We start from the raw sequence: 17,715 nt of genomic DNA on the forward strand, positions 1-17,715 counted from the left end.
GCTGAGCGTGATAAAAAATAAGCTAATGAATTAAGCGCTCAGGGCACTAGCGGGCCGTCCCCCTGACCGGCTCTTCCAAAGTGATCAAAATGTTGCGAGACAATTAGCAGACCGTCTTTAGTTCGATACTCGATTCAGTGCCGCAACGGTGAGGCTGGAAGGTGTCGTTTACGATGATCCTGCCCCGACGCTTGACGCCCTGGCAGTCACAATGGAAATACCCAACGAGTTAGCATCGGTCGTGCGGTCATTAAGGCTGGAGCATCTAAACCAGGATCTTAGGCACGTCAACAGCCGATAGATGTCGCTCGCCATCCTGCGGTAGACAAAGATTTCAATGGCCATTGGTCAAAAGTGTATTCGACTCCTGCTGCCTCAGAGAGCGTATCAAGCCGTGCTCCATCAAAAAACATGCCAGGAATAATTGACATTAAAGCGAATAGTATCAGCATCCGATCCATACTTTTGTCTAATCGGTATGTAGCGCAGCTGTATCGCGAGGTTCTTCAAGGCCCCCGTCTGAAATACATAATCAGCAATAAAATCAGTTTCCGTCTCTTTGTCCCTCGCTAAGCCAGCTCCGCGATCAATCTGCGTGCCCTTGCTAAAGCGGGTAAAAAACCGACCTCCAGGCAGGCCAATTCCAGCCATATTGTAGACATGACGAATTGACCAAGAGTGCTCATTGGGTCGGATGAAGCCGAGTGAAGACCACCCTACCAAAGCAGTGACATCTGTGTTACCGCTGAGTAAAGGGTATCCCGTTTGTCCCAACATCCTCTGATACGTTGCTCCAATCAGATGGTTTCCCTGGGTAAGGCTTAGCCCGACACCATAGTTCCTATTATCGATATCCCCACCTCGACGATCTCCATCCGCGCGAAAATCGTTGAGTCGGACGTCAAAGCCCAGCACCTTCCCCTCACCAAAGTGTGTCCGGGTCTGCCCCCCCACATAACGCTGCTTATAAATATCATGCAAAACAGATTGCCAGTGGCTGAGTCTGAAATTTTGGCTTACATCGTAGTCAACGCCGAAGAAATCCAGCCCATCATCACTCGCACTTCCTTTGCTTTGATTCATCAAATATAGTTCTGCGTGCTCTGAGGACTCTCGGGTTACTTGAGACCAGAAGCGCCCTCCAGTGAGTGTCAGACCTTCCAGGTCGCGGTTCTGCACCACAGCACCTTGCGCCACTGACGGCAATTGTCGAGATGTCTCACTACCCATGATTGGATAATTGGGCTGCTGATCACCTATCCAAGCATCAGTCTGATTGTACCTAAGTTTGAGCGTCGCACCGGCCCTACCATAACTCGGCGTGGTCTTCTTTGAATCATTGCCAAACGGTAATGAGCCATCATTCCCCGAAGAGTCAAGGCGAAGTGCATACTGAGCATTGAGATCAAACCCAAGCGAAACGGGAGTGTCAGTGTATCCCGATGAGAATTTTCCTAGCACACCTTGCGACCAGCTATACTGTTTTGATACTGGCGCCTTATCATTTACGAAATTTCGATTCATGTAGAAATTTCTAAAGTCCAATACTAGCTTACTGTCATCGAACGTATCGGCAGATGCAGCTTGCGCAAGCAAAGGAAACACAAGCAGGCAACGTGTTAAAGATTGGAAGGTACGGTACATGTGAGTTCCAACGATGCCGCTCGCCAAACAAATTCCGGGCGAACGAAAGCCACCGACCTATCGGCCAGCGGCAATATTAAAAAATTAAGTGCTTACTATAGTTCCCGATCTAGTCGCCACCGAGGCGAACAATTATGTCGTTGACCGTATCGAGAAAAGCACCTTTATTAACGCCCCGCTCGACGAGCAAAGAATCCCAAGTCGCGGTGATAGTCGCGATTGCTAAGTTCAGCTGACGCAACCCTTCTTCTGTGATAGATATCGCGGCCAGCCTGCGATCCTCCGGATTCTTAGTTTTGCAAACGAATCCACGCTCATCAAGTTTCGAAATAGCGCGACTCAACGCTGACTGAGAAATCTTGGTGAAATCCGCGATTCCATTGACAGTTGACGGCCCGTTCTTCGCTAAGCAAAGGAAAATTCGCCAGTGAGAGATAGACATGTCGAATTGGGCAAGCTCGGAGGCAAGGAGCGATTGCGCGAGCCTGGACAAGACAGCCAACCGGTGTGGCAAGAACTCAGCAAGATTAAGGCCTTGCAGCTCATTGAGGATTTCATGGTTAGCAGTCATTGTCAGACTCATATCGGTCAAACTAGCCTTTATAGTGTGTTAGCCTTCATAACTCAACGCCCCTGTAAACCTACCTTGCGACGGAAACCCCCGTAATAGTTTGTCCAAGCTCTGGGCGGCAAACTGGCTTCCCATGCCTCATAGCGCGCTTTGAGGGCCTCGAAAACCTCAGGCTGCTCTGCTGATTGGTCGTTCAGCTCCTGTGGATCTGCTTCGAGGTCGAACAACATCGCGACCTCTTCGAGCGTCTCAAGATAGAGCTTCCACTTACCAACCCTTACTGCAGAATAGCCATCAAGTTTCCAGAAAAGGGCCTCATGGGGCGCATCCTCGACATTACCTTTGAAATACGGCAACAAATCTACCCCATCGAGGGGCTGCGAGCGTTCAGTCGAGACTCCGCACCCAGCTGCTACCGTCGGCAGAATGTCCAATGTAGAAGCTGGCTTAGAGAAAATGAGGCCAGCTGGAATCTGGCCTGGCCACTGCATGACGTATGGCATGCGAATGCCCCCTTCCCACGTAGAGAACTTGCCCCCAGAGAAAGGAGCATTGCTGCCCGGGCGGCTCGTGGCCGTGCCATTGTCACTCACAAACACCACGATGGTGTCGTCCTCAAGCCCATTTCTTCGAAGCGTTTCCAAAATCGCCCCTACGGCGTCATCCTGCGCCAGCAAGAGGGCGTTGTAGCCACGCACGGCGATGTTAGGGATCGTTTCCTTCAATGAATCGAAGTAGTGGCGAGGTACCTGAAGCGGAGGTACCGGCGAATTCATTGCGAAATACAGGAGGAAGGGTTCATCCTTGTTCTCGTTGATGTACTGCTCTGCCCGGTCTCGGAAGTAGAACAACAGGTACTGGTCGATATCGATAATTTCGCCGTTTTCGCGAATTTCATTCAGCCCCTCCCGTGTCCAGGCGGTGTCCGGTATTTCGTCGTGAAAGTCGACCTTGAGACTGAACATGTCTGGATCGTCAGGATTTGTAGATTGCAGGCTGGTATTGCCGTAAAACACTACCGAGTGATCAAAACCGCGATTCTGCGGGAGGAATTCTGCTCCGTGTCCCAAGTGCCACTTCCCGATCGCACCGGTTTTATAGCCAGCTGCCTTGAAGAGCTCGGCGATGTTTTTTTCCGACTTAGGGATTCCTCGTCGCAAAAACTCCGCCTCACCCTGTAGTTCCGCAAGTGAACCATCAGCGTTTCGAACAGGGTGCCGCTCAGGGAACGCTCCAGATGAAACCTGCTGCTCGAACCCAAAGCGCTGCTGGTAACGCCCGGTAATCAAGCCCGCGCGCGAGGGGCTGCACAGCGGAGCGGAGGCGTATCCGGCGGTCAACCTTACGCCTTTTTTAGCGATGCTATCGATGTGCTTGGTTTCTACAAGCTTGCTGCCGTAGCAAGACAGATCCCCGTAACCCATATCGTCCGCAATGATGATGACCACGTTGGGTCGTTTGGATGTAGGGGCGTCCTTTTCTTCGCTCATGCTTACCTCAGGTAGGTGACTATGAATACGGCGCTGTTAGGGCTTCACCCGCGACGGCCATTCCGCTATGTTACAAATATATGCAGATGCATATGCAAGTGCAAATAACTGTTTAGATTGAGGTTATTCGATATGACGCTAAGCGATGAGTTATCCAATTCTCGTGGGTCGACGGAGGGAATGTGCTTTATTCCAGCAGGCCGATTCCTGAAAGGCAGCGACAGTTTCTACCCCGAAGAGGCCCCTCGGCAGGAAAGGACAGTGGCCGCGTTCTGGATCGATCGCAGTCCAGTCACAAATCGGGATTTCGAAGCGTTTGTGGCCGCCACCGGTTTTGTCACCCTTGCCGAGAAAAACCCGACCGATGCATGTGACTCAAACCCGGGCGCGGGTTCAGCTGTTTTTGTTCAACCTACTGCGAACTCGGACACATGGTGGGAGTACAGCCCCGGTGCGTGCTGGAAGGCGCCATTGGGTATCGGAAGTAGCATTGATGACCTGCTCGACCACCCAGTCGTACACATCGCTTATGAAGATGCGCTTGCCTTTGCAACGTGGGCTGGGAAGACCCTGCCGACGGAAGACCAGTGGGAGTTTGCGGCACGAGGTGGCTTGGCGGACGCTGAGTACGCTTGGGGGGGTGAGCTAGCCCCAGGCGGCGCGATGATGGCCAACTTTTGGCAAGGCGCCTTCCCTCATGAAAATGAATTGACCGATGGTTGGCTGCGAACATCGCCTGTTGGCAGTTTCCCCTCTAACGGCTATGGCCTGGCCGATATGATTGGGAATGTATGGGAGTGGACGAGTGACTGGTGGAACATTCCCACCGCCCAGCCCATGCGATCATGCTGCTCGACAGAGGAAGTGCTAAAACGGAGAAGCCTTGACCCCTTCGACCCTGCGCCGGTGCCCAGGAAAGTACTCAAAGGCGGATCGCATCTGTGCGCACCTAATTACTGCAAGAGGTATCGACCCGCAGCGCGACACCCACAGTCAATCGATAGCCCCACAAGTCATATTGGTTTCAGGTGCGTGGTCAGCTGATAGATAGGGCCCCGTTCGGGGCCCTTCTACCCCCTATTGAGATATCGCCTTGACGATGTCAGCGCTAGGCAGAGCTTTGGCCTCGAGTAGTGGTCTTGTGTCAGCCCAATCTGCGGCATTGAACGACTTCCTGATCAAGCGCATTTCTTTGGCAAGCGATACCTGCTTATCTAACGATTCAATGAATGGCGCATCCAGATCTGGCTGAAGAATATCCCCAAAGCTCAGCGTGCCCATTGCGCGATCAACCTGTTCCTGCGTAAACCCGGATCGACGTGCAGCCTCGCTCAGGTAGACTTGACGGTTCGATGGAACGCTGATCCAGTCGTAGGCACCAGCGAAGACTCTCAGCAAGCGTCGAGTGATATCGGGATAGCTGGCCAAGAATTCTTTGCTCCCAACCAGAACGCTTTGTACGCCCCCTACTCCACCGAGATCTCCACTGGACAGTGCAACGTAGGCAAGCCCCTTGTCCTGCAGTTCGTACAAATTGCTTGACCCCCATACAGCATCAACCCGACCGGTGGAAAGTGCTGCAGTGGACGCGGCAAGATCCATGTTGACGACTCGCAGGTCACGCTCGGTCATCCCCACGGATGCCAACGCATTCACCAGAGACAAGTGGAAGATAGTGCCTCGAAAAACCGCAAGTGTCTTGCCTTTCAAGTCGTGCAATGACTTGACATCAAGTCCTTGCCGTACCCCTAGATAAGCATTCCCTTGGCGGCCAGTCGCCGCTAGGAGAGTGATATCCAACCCGTTTGCTTTACCAATGATCGCAGGAAGGTCACCGTAGAAAGCAAAATCTACCTGCTTGTTCGCCAAGGCCTCATTGATCGCTGGGCCGGCAGCTTTGAAAAACTGCCATTCCACCTTGATGCCATCCTCCTGAAACTCCTTCTCCAACAATTGCCGCCAGACAAGCACATCCGCGACACCACCGTTGAAGTGCTCTTTACCCCCGAGACCGTTGTCCGGAGCCGCGAGCCTAATGACCGTTGGTGGTGGCGCAGCAAACGCTACGGGAGAGAGCCAGCCGCTCAACAGGATGAGTAGGCTTGCGACCATTAGCTTTCTTGACTTCAACACATACTTTTTCATCGTCGATTCACTACTTTTCAAAAATCGTAAGACACGGTGGCACCGACGGTGCGAGGATCACCTATCGTACCCGCAAAGATGTTGCCTGCCCCAGTCGCCACGCTGGTGTAGTAGAACTTGTTGAACACGTTTCGCACCCACAGCGAGACATCCCATTGAGCGTCCCCGTCATCAATACGAACACCTCCGGATAGGTTGGTCAGGCTATAGGACGGGATCACGCCATAATCTGAATCGTCGCCGGTACCGAAGCTTTTCGCCCTGTATGAATACGAGGCATTCAGATAGGGCCTGATACCGGAGTCGAGCGCCCACTGGTATCGAGCATTGGCGTTGAAGATCTGACGGGGGGATCCGGATACACGCTTGCCAGTCAGGTTGCAGGTAGTACCTGGCGTTTCCGGCGGGCACTGGCCGTCCTGGTAGTCCATGTAAATGGCATCGATAAACGAACCATTGGCATTAAGCGTCAAGCCTTTGATTGGCATGACGGTGGTCTCGAACTCGATGCCCCTGCTTCGCATGCTGCCTACGTTACTCAAATAGCTGGTGTTGGCCTCACGATCCCAAACAGTCGCTTGGTAACCAGTGATCCATGACCAGAAGAGATTGGCGTTGAAGCTCACTCGCCCACCCCAAAGCGTGCTTTTGAAGCCTAGCTCCGCATCATTGGCACGCTCAGGGCCGATTAGCAGTGAAGAGGCACCGTTGCCAGGTAGTGAAGGGTTGATGCCCCCTGATTTCTCGCCATGCGTGAGGCTGCTGTAAACCATAAGATCCGGGTTAACCTTGTAGCTTATCGATGCCATCCCAGATGGACTGCTGCCCGAGATCTTCAGATTTCCGGAGTCGTAAGCCCCTAATCGTGCATTCCTCGCAGCCAGCGCAGCACCGGTTACCGAATCGCCGGTGGGCTCATAACGTTTGACCCTCCCCGTCTTTTCTTCATAGGTACCTCGTAATCCAAGCGTCAAATCCCACTGGGGATTCAAGTGCCAAGTGCCCTGGCCAAATACGGCGTAGCTGTCCGTGGACACCTTCGAAGGCATTTTAGAACTGACATTACTCAGCGCCCCGACAGGTAGCCCAAACCAGGCATCTGCTTGAGGGCCGTAGTTGTAGAACAGATTGTTTCCGACGCTACCCTTGAAATAGTAAGCGCCTACGACGTATTCGAACGTGTCATCCTTTGGCGAGGCGAGCCTGATTTCTTGGGAGAACTGCGATGCATTGGCGGACGCTCCCATGTTCGTCCATACCGGTGCGGTGGTGAGGTCGTCGTTGTAGGGATCGAACTGCCACAACCGCCAAGCACTGATAGAAGTCAGAGAGTAGCCTCCGTCAAGCTTCCAGTTGGCTTCAGCCGAGAGAGCATTCTGATATACCTTGCTCCCGTTTCTACCGTCCGTATTGACCTTTAGCTTCTTAGGGTCGGTGATGGGGTCTTGCGCACCTACCCTGGCGTATCGTGCCCGGGTGCTCGCCAGTGGCCCAAAACTCAAAAATGAACGAGTGAGGTCGAGGTCTTCATCGTTGTACTCAGCGATCAGCCTCAAGCTGAAGTCATCGTCAGGCTCAAACAGCAATTGCCCTCGAATGCCCTGTCGGGTGCGGCCTTGGTAATCTCCGTCGTGGACGTTCTTGATGAAACCATCGGTCTCGCTGCGGCTAAGGGAAATGCGACCAGCAACAGCATCTGTGAGTGGCCCCGAGAAACTTCCTCGATACTCCTTCAATCCATACTGGCCCGTGGACACACTGAGATGGTTCTCGGGATAAAAGGTCGGGGCCTTGGTGCGGATGTTCACAACGCCCGCCGTGCTGTTTTTGCCAAACAGCGTACCTTGCGCTCCCCGCAGGACTTCCACCTGTTCGATATCCAGCAGGTCGAAGGCGGCCATGCCTGTTCGACTGAGATACACGTTATCGATGTAGACGGCTGCGCTACCTTCCAGTCCGTCGTTCCTCGGGTTGTTGCCAATACCACGAATGGACAGACTGCTCTGCGCTGCGTGCCAAAATGGCATGTTGACGCTAGGAGCAAGTTGCTGAATGTCCTGTATCGCAGACACACGATTGTCCTGAAGATGCTCACCGGTCAGCGTCGTCATCGGGGCAGGCACGTCTTGAGCTGCCTCATCACGGCGCCGTGCGTTCACCACCACCTTGGACAGCGTGGAGTCATCTCTTGCCTCTGGCTTTGAAATCGGTAAATCGTCTGCGTACACAGAAGCACCTTGCCATGTGTAAGCCAGTGCGACCGACCAGTAAAGCAGATGACACTTAAACCGATGCTGCATATGCATATATCCCCAGGGAATAAAAAAGATGCTCGTTGTGAATATTTGTTATTTGAGGTTAAAATTCGAGCAATTCCCGCGCAAATGCGTATGGCTTATAGGGGTATGCACACGATGCATTTCGAACTGAGAAACTTGCGGCATTTCGTTGCGTTGATTAATCACCGAAGCTTTGTGCTTGCAGCCCATTCTGTTAATTTGTCACAGCCCGCTTTCAGCCGAAGCATCCAGGCTTTAGAGCATCAAGTGGGATGTGATCTTGTTCACCGAGAAAAGAAAGGGCTTCCACCTACCCAGCAAGGCAAAGTTCTGCTGGATTACGCCAATGAGATTCTAAGAAAATCAGACGAACTGGCATTTAGGATTGCTGCCTTTAACAGCAATGCTCAATCCGTTTTGAATTTCGGTTGTGGCCCAGTAGCGGCTGCCTCAATAGTACCTAAAGCAATCGCAAAACTTTTGCAGAACCACCCACATGCCAAGGCTCGATTTGTTGTGGATAAGTGGAATGAACTGAGCTTAAAACTTAACCGCGGCGAAATAGACTTCTTCATAAGCAATACACTTTATTTTGAAGATGACAAGAACCACCAAATAGTTCCTCTCGCGCCAAGAAAGTGGTGCTTATACGCTCAAGCTGAACATCCAGTATTCAAAGAAACGCCAAACAAATACAACATCTTAAAATATCCAATTGGCTGTACGTTTGGTGTTAGGAAGTTACTGTCCACCTACCTATCGGAGCCGGACTACATACCGAGCTTACTTTGCGAGAACGGCTACTCCATTATGGATATCAGTCTAAACTCACACACCATTGGCTGCTCAGCCCTGCTCCCTATGATAGAAGATAATATTCAAAAAAGATTGCTCCGGGTTATCGAGCCCAGTGATTTCCAGGGGGCGCAGCAGGACAGGAATATCTTAAATGGAATTATTTCACTGAAGGGAACAATGACAACTCCTCTAAGGCAGACATTCATACAACTACTGCAAGATTACGATCAAGTTCCGCACTGAATACTTATGCAAGCCGTGCATGTCAATATGCGCTGAAGGCAATTGAGCACCAGAGCATCGCGCCATACAGTGTTCGATCACCTTCTCGGCCCGACTTCTCAGTCGCCCGCCTAGTCAGACAGGCAGCAAAGATGTCTATTTCAATACCGCAAGACCAACCCATTCGAAGCAGGTTGTTCAAATTCGGGGAATGCGCGCACTCGTTGTCCCCCTTGATACTACCGCTAGCTATAGTAATACTCTGGCATCTGGCATCACATTACGATTGGTTGAACAGTCAGGTTCTACCTTCACCGTCCGTGGTTTGGAGTTCAGCACTGGATCTTGCACAACAAGACCTGGTGGCCAGCATTTTGATCAGTCTTCGTAGACTGGTTTTAGGCCTGACCTCTGGCCTCTTGGTGGGTGTACTTCTGGGTACATTGATAGGTCTGAGTGAACGAGCAGAACGCTTGTTTCTCCCCACGTTTTCAGCACTGGCCCAAGTGCCAACGCTGGCGTGGATTCCACTTTTCATGCTGTGGTTCGGCATCGAAGAGACGCTCAAAATAGTCGTCGTCATGAAGGCGGTGATTGTGCCCATGACATTCCATACCGCTATGGGAGTGCGGGACATCCCTTCACGACTCCAGGAGGCGGCAGCAGTTCTTCGCCTATCGCCGTGGGCAAGACTAAGGTACCTCATCATTCCGGCGATGGCGCCCTCCGTCCTCGCAGGATGCAAGACGGCCCTTGGTACCGCATGGTCGTCACTGCTTGCAGTAGAGCTACTAGCCTCAAGCGACGGCTTGGGCTACCTCATGGTGTGGGGCCGCCAATTGTTTATGCTGGACATTGTGCTGGTATGTATCTGCGTGGTCGCAGTGATCGGTATTGTAATGGATCGTGGAATCCGTTGGATTGATCAGCATTGCATACACTGGCCTCAACCGAGTGCGTTAGAGTTGAAACGGCGATCACTGATTGGTATTGAAAATATAGAGCCTTGGATTATTCCTGTTTTAATGCTAACAGCATGGTACGCCGTGTCGGCTGCAGGTGCAGTCAACCCTAACATCATTATCCATCCCAACAAGGTTTTTATCACCTTGTGGCATGGGCTTACCGAGGGGAATATGGCCACATCGCTTGCTCAGAGCTTGCGCTTCTCGCTAATTGGCCTAACCGTTGGTGGTAGCTTCGGAATTATCGTTGGGGTTTTATTGGGCATGAAGCAGGTAGTAGAACATGCCTGCGGCCCAACGCTCTCGGTTATCCGTCACGTCGCAATTTTCGCATGGATTCCTTTAATTACCGCGTGGTTCGGCCTAGGAAATACATCTAAAATTGCTTTCATAGCACTCGCGTGCTTCTCTCCTCTCTATGTAGCCACTCAGACTGGAATCGCGAACCTGTCTATGGATTTGAATGAGGCTGCTCGCGTTCTGCGGCTGGGTTTGTGGCATAGAATGACCAAGCTCATTCTTCCCGGTGCATTATCCAGCATATTCAGCGGACTCCGGGTATCTTTGATTTATGCATGGCTTGCCACTATCGGCGCGGAGTACTTTATTACCACGACTTCTGGAATAGGAAGTTACATGATTGCCGCACAACAGCTATTCCGAATGGACGATGTCATGGCAGCAATGATCTTAATCGGATTAACGGGCGCCGTAATTCATAAGCTAGGCATGAAAATTGAGAAGCTAGCATCGCGCTGGAGATTTAAATGAATTCATCAATCAATGCTGCGTGCGACACGGCTATTGTTTCTTTCAAAAATGTCAGAAAAAAATTCAAGACCACCCAAGGTGATCTGTTAGCGCTTGATGACTTCACGCTGGACATCGCTGAAGGTGAGTCGATTGCTCTCTTAGGATCAAGTGGCTGCGGCAAGTCTACGCTTTTGAGGATGCTCGTTGGACTGGATACAGACTACGAAGGGTCAATCTGTGTTAAAGGCCGCCCGGTTAAGGGCATCGAGCAAGAGCGAGGCATGGTTTTTCAAGAGCACCGCTTGTTTCCATGGCTAACTGTAGCCAAGAACATCGAGTTGGGACTGCTGAATGACCAACTGAGTACACAAGAACGACAGTCGAAAATTGCTGATCATGTGAGGCTAGTTGGGCTGGATGGATTCGCAGACAGCTATCCCCACCAGCTCTCGGGGGGGATGGCTCAGCGCGTATCCATCGCACGAGGACTTGTGAGTAGTCCGCGCATCTTGCTATTGGATGAACCATTTGGTGCCCTAGACGCCAATACTCGCACGCAGATGCAGCAAGAACTTCTTAGGATCAGAGCGGAGTCTCGAATTACCACCATTCTGGTGACCCATGATATAGAGGAAGCTATCTATATCGCCGACAGGATTATTCTACTGGCCCCTCGCCCGGGAAGGATTCAGAAGGTGATAAAGGTTTGTGAAGCACACCCAAGAGAGCGCACTTCATTTGAATTTCTTCGATTACAGAAGGAGCTGCTGTACACGATGACAGGCGATGAGGCGTACGCAGCCGAGACTCGTCGACTCGAAAGCCTATCGCCGAGCGCCATCGCCCTCTAGCCGCCACCAAATAACTTTCTAAGGGTGTCCTCGTAGAGATGCGACCTAAACCGTCTATGAAAAAGATGATTGCTACGTGCCCAGGGGCTCTATCGGGACGGGATACTCAATCCGTCGAGCGCGATCAGGGCGTCATCAAGAGGATGATTTCGGGCGAAGCTCCACGCTAAAACGTAGCGCAGGACATAGGTGCAACACCACTGCAAGAATCTCTGGACTAGCGGGTGGGGTTGGTCGAGCTAACTTTGGTGGCCAGGGCCTGACGACCTTTGCCGTGCGGGGTTTACGACCGGAGATTTCTACTGCAACGGCTTTCCGATACTCGCGGCTAACCTGCTCTCTGAGCTTTGTCGGTTAAGCGCATCACCACTAAAACAGATCACATCAGAAACTGATCACCCGCCGCCCAGCTGATGGAGCCTCAGCACACTGCAGTTGACCGACAACCGCGCTCGAAGCTAACAGCGAGCGCAGTTGTCAGCCTACAAAAACGAGGCTCGACATTTTTCAAGAATTTATTTTTTCTTGACACCACCTTGCCTAGCCTTAAACCGCGGGTTGGATTTGCAGATCACGTAAATCCTGCCTCGACGCTTCACGATCTGGCAGTCACGATGGCGATTCTTGGCCTGTTTGAGCGATGAAAGAACTTGCATGGCGCCACTCCTGTTATGTGATAACATTATGTTAACGCGAATCATTCTCGACTACAAGCCTCACCCTCACCCCCCCCTCATCGGTTCTGATTACTGCAGGCCAAGCCACTTGTCATGCAACGATGACTCAGTTCCCGAAACAGCCGACTGCTCACGCATGTACACGTATTGCCCGGCGCAGACGCTCATGGAACACGCCTGCACAGCTGCCTAGCGACCCCTAGGAGGTTCTCGATGAGAGCCCCAGATCTTGGGTTTCCTTCAGCGTCATCATAATGCGTACCCCAAGCGACAGGCGGTGATCAGCTGCTGCCTTGGGATGAAAAATGCGAACCGCCCCAATTACGACACGCATGGCTTGAGCGGGAACGTAACAAGATATTTCAATAATGGACGTTATATCATCACATTGCCTACCATGCGCGACTTCCGCACTGGATGATTTTTTTTCACCGAAACTGACAAGGACGAACAACTCTGAAGCGCTCGGCCTAGACAGGTCGCTTCAACGTTGCCGTCGGGTGTCGAGCAAAAGGAATGTAATGTGGTACTCAAGCCCAAGCTAAAGCTACTCGCGGCAGCAGTTGCCGTCTGCGCGACCTTCGCCTACGCAAACGTCAACGCTGATGACAAAGTCTTTGACGTCGTTGCTCCCTTCGAGATCGTGGGCCTGGATCCGTCCGTATCCGGATTCATTTTTCAGCGAATGCAGATCACTGAAACCCTGCTAGAAGCCGACCCGATAGGACAGCCCCAACCCGCGCTTGCTGAGACGTGGAGTGTCACGGATGACGGAAAAGTGTGGCACCTGGCAATCCGACCCGGTGTGAAATTTCATGATGGAAGCGAATTAACCCCAGTTGTAGCGGCTCATTCACTCAATGTCGCTCGGAACAAGGCGGGCATTCTGAGCAAAGCCAAGATTGAATCGATTACAGCCGAAGGCAACGAAGTTGTCATTCGACTGAAGGAGCCCTTCGCCCCTCTGCCCGCGCTGTTGGCTCACTCGTCCACCAGCATCTTGGCCGCGGCTGCGTATGATTCGAAGGATGTTGTTCAAAAGGTCATTGCCACCGGCCCCTACAAGACAACCCTGGTAGAGCCTCCTCAACGTCTTGCAACGCAAAGATTCGAAGAATACTGGGGCACTAAACCAAGCATCGAGAAAACCACCTACTTGGGCGCAGGGCGCGGAGAAACTCGAACCCTGATGGCCGAGAGCGGCGGCGCTGAGCTTGTGTTTCAGCTCGACCCTCCCAGCATTGCTCGACTCTCACGCTCCAAGGATGTCCATGTACTGAAAGAGCCAGTTCCGCGCGTTGTCATGCTGGCAGTGAATTCAGGCGCAGGGCCGACAGCCTCTGTAGATACCCGTAAAGCATTGAGCCTGGCAATCCAACGGGAAGGTATCGCTGCCGCCGTATTACGTGCACCAGGTACCGGCGCAACACAAATGTTTGCCGATAACGTAAGTGCCTGGCACGACGCTAGCCTTCCACCCTTGAAGTACGACCCAGAAGCGGCACGCAAGCTGTTGGGCAATGAAGGTTGGGTTGCTGGCTCAGACGGGATCTTGATGAAAGACGGGGTGCGTTTCCGTATGAAGCTGCTCACCTTCGGTGACCGCCCTGAGTTGGCACTGATCGCCACAGCCTTACAAGCGCAATTGCGAGAGATTGGCGTCGAGGTTCAAGTGGCAGTGGAAAATGTCAGCGCTATACCCGTGGCATACAATGATGGTTCCCTTCAAATGGCGCTATTCTCCCGCGCTTACGCACTCGTGCCCGATCCCCTCGTAACTATTTTCGGCGACTTTGGAAACGGCGGTGCTGAGTGGGGGCCACTGGGGTGGAAAAACCCTGCTTTTGACTCCGCGATGAACGCGCTGTTGTCCGGAAAAAAGCCAGAAGACCAACAAGCTCTGCGTAATCAGATGCTTGCTCAATTCCAGAACGAGCTCCCCCTGATTCCTGTGGCCTGGTACCGCCAGACAATCGCAGTGTCGAATCAGGTGGAAGGGGCAGCAATCGATCCATTCGAGCGCACGTTCGGGCTAACAAAAATGCGGTGGGCACAATGATCCGGCTTCTAGGCTTTCGACTGCTTCAGGCGGTCATGGTGGCTGTCGTCGTCGGCGCTCTAACGTTTATGTTGATGACGCTCCTCCCTGGTGACGCAGCGTACCGAATTGCCGCAGGCCGTTATGGTTATGACATGGTGAACGGCGCTGCTGCTGAAGCGGTACGCGCAGAGCTCAGCCTCGACCAACCAGTAATCTGGCGCTTTCTCGCCTGGATTAAAGACCTGCTTAACTTTGACCTCGGCACATCCCTGGTGTCTGGTACCCCTGTCACTGACGTTGTACTTCATGAGCTAGGGAGCTCAGTGCGCCTGGCTATTGGAGCGGTGATTCTCTCCTTCCTCATCGGCCCACCACTCGGAATCTTCGCAGGGCTGCGCCCGGGCGGAGTGCTTGACCGAGGGCTACTCATCCTGAGCACAGCAACTCGCGCTATACCGCATTTTGTGATGGGCGTGATTCTAGTATTTGTATTCTCCGTCTCACTCGCAATCCTGCCATCCGCGGGGCACGGAACCTGGGCGCACACCATACTACCTTCGCTTACCCTCGCGCTGGGACTCGCAGCTGTCTCATCTCGTGTGGCGCGAGACGCTACGGTAAAGATTGCCTCCTCCCCATTCTATGCGTTTGGCCGACTGAAAGGGCTCGGCGCGCTGAAGGTCTTCACACGCCACGGCTTACGCAACATTGGCGTACCAGTAGTTACCTACCTGGGCGTTCAACTGGTGTATCTGATTGAAGGCGTGGTCGTCGTAGAAACGCTCTTCGCCTGGCCTGGAATTGGCCATGGCTTGGTGCATGCCATCGTCCAACGCGATCTGCCGATGGTGCAAGGCGCAGCGCTAGCAATGGGTCTCATGTTTGTGGTGCTGAACACGTGTGTCGACCTGGCCAACCATCTGATTGACCCGCGCCGGAGTGACGCATGAATATTGAACTCGAAATCGCAAACGCGGCACCAAAGCCTCGCCACCTACCTCGGCTGGTCGGGTTCGCAATCCTCCTTGCTCTGATTGCCTTTGCCGTCCTCGTTCCTATTCTGTGGGACGTGGACATTGCCAAGCAGGATTACAACGCCATTCTGTCGGGCTCAATAAGCGCGCACCCCCTGGGCACAGATCATTTAGGTCGAGATATGCTCGCACGCTTGGCTTCTGCAGTACGCTTGTCATTGGGGCTAGCGCTGGTGAGCGTAATTACAGCAGCCGTGCCTGGCGTACTTCTGGGCATCCTTGCAGCCTGGAAAGGTGGATTTACCGACAAGACACTTGGCCTTGTTACGGAGTTGGTTCTGGCGCTGCCCGGCCTGCTGTTGGTTCTGCTAATCGTGGCAATCTTCCCAGGTTCCTTTGTCGCCTTGTACGGGGCGATCGCACTGGTGCTTTGGATAGAATACTTCCGCATGACACGCGCCCTGTCCCGCACCGTACTGGCATCGCCAGCCGTCGCTGCCACACGCCTGCTCGGCTTTGGGCCCATGTACGTCATCCGCCGCCACCTTTGGCCAGAGCTAGGGCCCGCGATCCTAACCATTGCGTCGTTGGGAGCCGCCTCGGCGATCATGGCAATCGCAGCCCTGGGTTTTGTCAGCGTAGGCGTTCAACCCCCGACAGCTGAGTTGGGACTGATGATCACAGAATTGCTCCCCTACTTTGCAGAAGCACCTTCAGTAATCGCAATGCCGATCATGGTTGTCTTCCTGATTGTTCTTTCACTCATGCTGATCGCTGGAGGGCGCAAACCATGAAGCCGCTGCTGAAAACTGAAGATTTGGAGATCCGAACAGTTGACACTCGCCTGGTTGATCCACTTTCCATAGAACTGTTCCCGGGTCAGGTGCTAAGCATCATTGGCGAAACCGGCTCAGGGAAAAGCCTATTCGCTCAAGGTGTTGTTGGAAATTTACCGCCGGGACTGCACGCTCAAGGCCGGATTGAGTTCGCGGACGGCGTCAGTGAGGATGGGCGAAGCAATAGGCGCCAAACACTCTGGGGGCGTGAAATTGCCGTTCTCCCTCAAGAGCCCTGGCTGAGCCTTGACCCAACCATGCGCGCACTTCCTCAGGTTTCCGAGACCTATCAGCATGTAGTCGGGAAAAACGCGTCTGAGTCTCGCGAGCTCGCGCAGAGAGACTTGGTTCGACTGGGGCTAGAGCATGCTTCCACGAAGTACCCATTTCAGCTTTCAGGCGGTATGGCGCAACGCTTAGCGTTCGCGGCGACACACGCTGGCGGCGCAAAATTGATGGTGGCAGATGAACCCACCAAAGGCTTGGATCGCGACCGGATTGACGAGATGATCAGCCTCCTGAAAGCTGGCTTGGCCGAGGGTGGTGCGCTGCTGATCATTACTCATGACATGGAGGTTGCCCGCCGCCTGGGCGGCGACATCATGATCATGCTCAAGGGGAAGATCATCGAAGCTGGTAGCGCCGAACAGGTGCTCAACAATCCTACGCACGCCTACACCCGACAGTTATTGGATGCTGACCCGCTGAATTGGAAGATTCATAAACCCGCGCTGCCTGCAGTCGAGCCAGTGGTGCAAGTTAAAAACTTGGCTGTTGATCGCGGGGGGCGCACACTTTTCCAGGGCCTTTCCTTCGATGTTCACCCAGGTGAAATCGTTGGAGTAACCGGCCCCTCAGGGTGCGGCAAGTCGACCCTCGGAGATGTGATTCTGGGGCTGATGGATGCAAGCGAAGGCAACATCGTTAAGCGCGCCGGCACCTCCCGAGTTGCGTTCCAAAAGCTCTTCCAGGATCCAGTCGCCGCCTTCCCGCCGACAGTGACATTAGCCCAAAATCTGGCAGATCTGGTACACCTGCATGGCCTTGATGCCAATCGCATCGGCCCTCTGCTAAAACGACTTCGATTGGAGCAGTCACTGCTAAGGCGGCTGCCTGAAAATGTATCTGGCGGTGAGCTGCAGCGTTTTTCATTGCTGCGAGTACTCTTGATTGACCCAGTGCTCATTTTCGCGGATGAACCAAGCTCCCGGCTTGACCTCATTACCCAGAAGGAAATGCTGGAACTGCTAGTCGAATCCGCAAAAGAAAGTGATACCGCTGTGCTCTTGGTTAGCCATGACGAAGCCCTGATTGATGCAGTTTCTGATCAACGTATTCGGCTTGGCAGCTCAGAGTATCCAGTGTCTGTACATGAAATGGCTAAGACGCCTGCGCAATCAGTTCGTTCAGCAGCCGAGGCTTAAAGTAGCTGTGGCTGGCGTACGACGCACAATTTAACGGGAGTGAGC

At 53.0% G+C, this 17,715-nt stretch carries 14 protein-coding genes; 8 read left to right on the forward strand and 6 right to left on the reverse strand.

All coding sequences use genetic code 11. The features are described 5' to 3' along the window. Positions 1–402: 402 nt before the first annotated feature. The 3 genes from IAE38_RS14605 to IAE38_RS14615 form a co-directional block, all read right to left on the reverse strand. Positions 403–1,644 carry an OprD family outer membrane porin gene (locus tag IAE38_RS14605; protein ID WP_201162932.1) on the reverse strand — a complete coding sequence of 414 codons (1,242 nt, stop codon included), beginning with the start codon at positions 1,642–1,644 and terminating at the stop codon, positions 403–405. Positions 1,645–1,753: 109 nt separating this feature from the next. Next, a complete protein-coding gene (locus IAE38_RS14610) occupies positions 1,754–2,215 on the reverse strand; it encodes a MarR family winged helix-turn-helix transcriptional regulator (RefSeq protein ID WP_157973387.1) in 462 nt (153 codons plus the stop codon). A 53-nt stretch (positions 2,216–2,268) separates the two neighbouring features. Continuing rightward, a complete protein-coding gene (locus tag IAE38_RS14615) occupies positions 2,269–3,705 on the reverse strand; it encodes a sulfatase-like hydrolase/transferase (protein WP_201162931.1) in 1,437 nt (478 codons plus the stop codon). A gap of 132 nt (positions 3,706–3,837) precedes the next feature. Between IAE38_RS14615 and IAE38_RS14620 the strand changes: the two genes are divergently transcribed. Beyond that, positions 3,838–4,749, forward strand: coding sequence for a formylglycine-generating enzyme family protein (locus IAE38_RS14620; RefSeq protein WP_236404037.1), 912 nt, complete (start codon positions 3,838–3,840; stop codon positions 4,747–4,749). Positions 4,750–4,782: 33 nt separating this feature from the next. On the opposite strand, the gene IAE38_RS14625 is transcribed toward IAE38_RS14620, so the two are convergent. Together IAE38_RS14625 and IAE38_RS14630 are read right to left on the reverse strand one after the other, a co-directional pair. After that, positions 4,783–5,850, reverse strand: coding sequence for an ABC transporter substrate-binding protein (locus IAE38_RS14625; protein ID WP_201162930.1), 1,068 nt, complete (start codon positions 5,848–5,850; stop codon positions 4,783–4,785). Between the two features lie 17 nt (positions 5,851–5,867). Then, positions 5,868–8,150, reverse strand: coding sequence for a TonB-dependent receptor (locus tag IAE38_RS14630; RefSeq protein WP_236404039.1), 2,283 nt, complete (start codon positions 8,148–8,150; stop codon positions 5,868–5,870). On the opposite strand from IAE38_RS14630, the gene IAE38_RS14635 reads away from it, so the two are divergent. The 3 genes from IAE38_RS14635 to IAE38_RS14645 all read left to right on the forward strand — a co-directional run bounded on the left by IAE38_RS14635 (position 8,127) and on the right by IAE38_RS14645 (position 11,718). Next, a complete protein-coding gene (locus tag IAE38_RS14635; RefSeq protein WP_201162928.1) occupies positions 8,127–9,170 on the forward strand; it encodes a LysR family transcriptional regulator in 1,044 nt (347 codons plus the stop codon). The genes IAE38_RS14630 and IAE38_RS14635 overlap by 24 nt on opposite strands. A 131-nt stretch (positions 9,171–9,301) precedes the next feature. Further along, positions 9,302–10,885 (forward strand): ABC transporter permease, encoded by a 1,584-nt coding sequence (locus IAE38_RS14640; RefSeq protein ID WP_201162927.1) that lies wholly within the window; start codon positions 9,302–9,304, stop codon positions 10,883–10,885. Next, positions 10,882–11,718, forward strand: coding sequence for an ABC transporter ATP-binding protein (locus tag IAE38_RS14645; protein ID WP_201162926.1), 837 nt, complete (start codon positions 10,882–10,884; stop codon positions 11,716–11,718). Before IAE38_RS14640 ends, IAE38_RS14645 begins: the two co-directional genes overlap by 4 nt. Before the next feature lie 515 nt (positions 11,719–12,233). On the opposite strand, the gene ykgO is transcribed toward IAE38_RS14645, so the two are convergent. Next, positions 12,234–12,374, reverse strand: coding sequence for a type B 50S ribosomal protein L36 (gene ykgO / locus IAE38_RS14650; RefSeq protein WP_117139605.1), 141 nt, complete (start codon positions 12,372–12,374; stop codon positions 12,234–12,236). A 544-nt stretch (positions 12,375–12,918) separates the two neighbouring features. On the opposite strand from ykgO, the gene IAE38_RS14655 reads away from it, so the two are divergent. The 4 genes from IAE38_RS14655 to IAE38_RS14670 are packed head-to-tail and all read left to right on the forward strand — an operon-like array spanning position 12,919 to position 17,670. Further along, a complete protein-coding gene (locus IAE38_RS14655) occupies positions 12,919–14,454 on the forward strand; it encodes an ABC transporter substrate-binding protein (protein ID WP_201162925.1) in 1,536 nt (511 codons plus the stop codon). After that, positions 14,451–15,386, forward strand: coding sequence for an ABC transporter permease (locus IAE38_RS14660; RefSeq protein ID WP_201218136.1), 936 nt, complete (start codon positions 14,451–14,453; stop codon positions 15,384–15,386). The genes IAE38_RS14655 and IAE38_RS14660 overlap by 4 nt, the downstream gene beginning before the upstream one ends. Beyond that, positions 15,383–16,204 (forward strand): ABC transporter permease, encoded by an 822-nt coding sequence (locus tag IAE38_RS14665; RefSeq protein WP_201162923.1) that lies wholly within the window; start codon positions 15,383–15,385, stop codon positions 16,202–16,204. Before IAE38_RS14660 ends, IAE38_RS14665 begins: the two co-directional genes overlap by 4 nt. Next, a complete protein-coding gene (locus IAE38_RS14670) occupies positions 16,201–17,670 on the forward strand; it encodes an ABC transporter ATP-binding protein (RefSeq protein WP_201162922.1) in 1,470 nt (489 codons plus the stop codon). The genes IAE38_RS14665 and IAE38_RS14670 overlap by 4 nt, the downstream gene beginning before the upstream one ends. The last annotated feature ends 45 nt before the right edge of the window (positions 17,671–17,715 follow it).

This window comes from Pseudomonas sp. S32, assembly GCF_016648095.1.
In the GTDB taxonomy this organism is placed as follows: Bacteria; Pseudomonadota; Gammaproteobacteria; order Pseudomonadales; family Pseudomonadaceae; genus Aquipseudomonas; species Aquipseudomonas parafulva.

What these genes read in the sequence shown, in the direction of transcription:
- IAE38_RS14635 (WP_201162928.1), top strand. Translation starts at nt 8,127, where the DNA reads ATGACACTTAAACCGATGCTGCATATGCATATATCCCCAGGGAATAAA.
- ykgO (WP_117139605.1), bottom strand. Translation starts at nt 12,374, where the DNA reads ATGCAAGTTCTTTCATCGCTCAAACAGGCCAAGAATCGCCATCGTGAC.
- IAE38_RS14640 (WP_201162927.1), top strand. Translation starts at nt 9,302, where the DNA reads ATGTCTATTTCAATACCGCAAGACCAACCCATTCGAAGCAGGTTGTTC.
- IAE38_RS14665 (WP_201162923.1), top strand. Translation starts at nt 15,383, where the DNA reads ATGAATATTGAACTCGAAATCGCAAACGCGGCACCAAAGCCTCGCCAC.
- IAE38_RS14645 (WP_201162926.1), top strand. Translation starts at nt 10,882, where the DNA reads ATGAATTCATCAATCAATGCTGCGTGCGACACGGCTATTGTTTCTTTC.
- IAE38_RS14660 (WP_201218136.1), top strand. Translation starts at nt 14,451, where the DNA reads ATGATCCGGCTTCTAGGCTTTCGACTGCTTCAGGCGGTCATGGTGGCT.
- IAE38_RS14630 (WP_236404039.1), bottom strand. Translation starts at nt 8,150, where the DNA reads ATGCAGCATCGGTTTAAGTGTCATCTGCTTTACTGGTCGGTCGCACTG.
- IAE38_RS14625 (WP_201162930.1), bottom strand. Translation starts at nt 5,850, where the DNA reads ATGAAAAAGTATGTGTTGAAGTCAAGAAAGCTAATGGTCGCAAGCCTA.
- IAE38_RS14615 (WP_201162931.1), bottom strand. Translation starts at nt 3,705, where the DNA reads ATGAGCGAAGAAAAGGACGCCCCTACATCCAAACGACCCAACGTGGTC.
- IAE38_RS14610 (WP_157973387.1), bottom strand. Translation starts at nt 2,215, where the DNA reads ATGACTGCTAACCATGAAATCCTCAATGAGCTGCAAGGCCTTAATCTT.
- IAE38_RS14620 (WP_236404037.1), top strand. Translation starts at nt 3,838, where the DNA reads ATGACGCTAAGCGATGAGTTATCCAATTCTCGTGGGTCGACGGAGGGA.
- IAE38_RS14605 (WP_201162932.1), bottom strand. Translation starts at nt 1,644, where the DNA reads ATGTACCGTACCTTCCAATCTTTAACACGTTGCCTGCTTGTGTTTCCT.
- IAE38_RS14670 (WP_201162922.1), top strand. Translation starts at nt 16,201, where the DNA reads ATGAAGCCGCTGCTGAAAACTGAAGATTTGGAGATCCGAACAGTTGAC.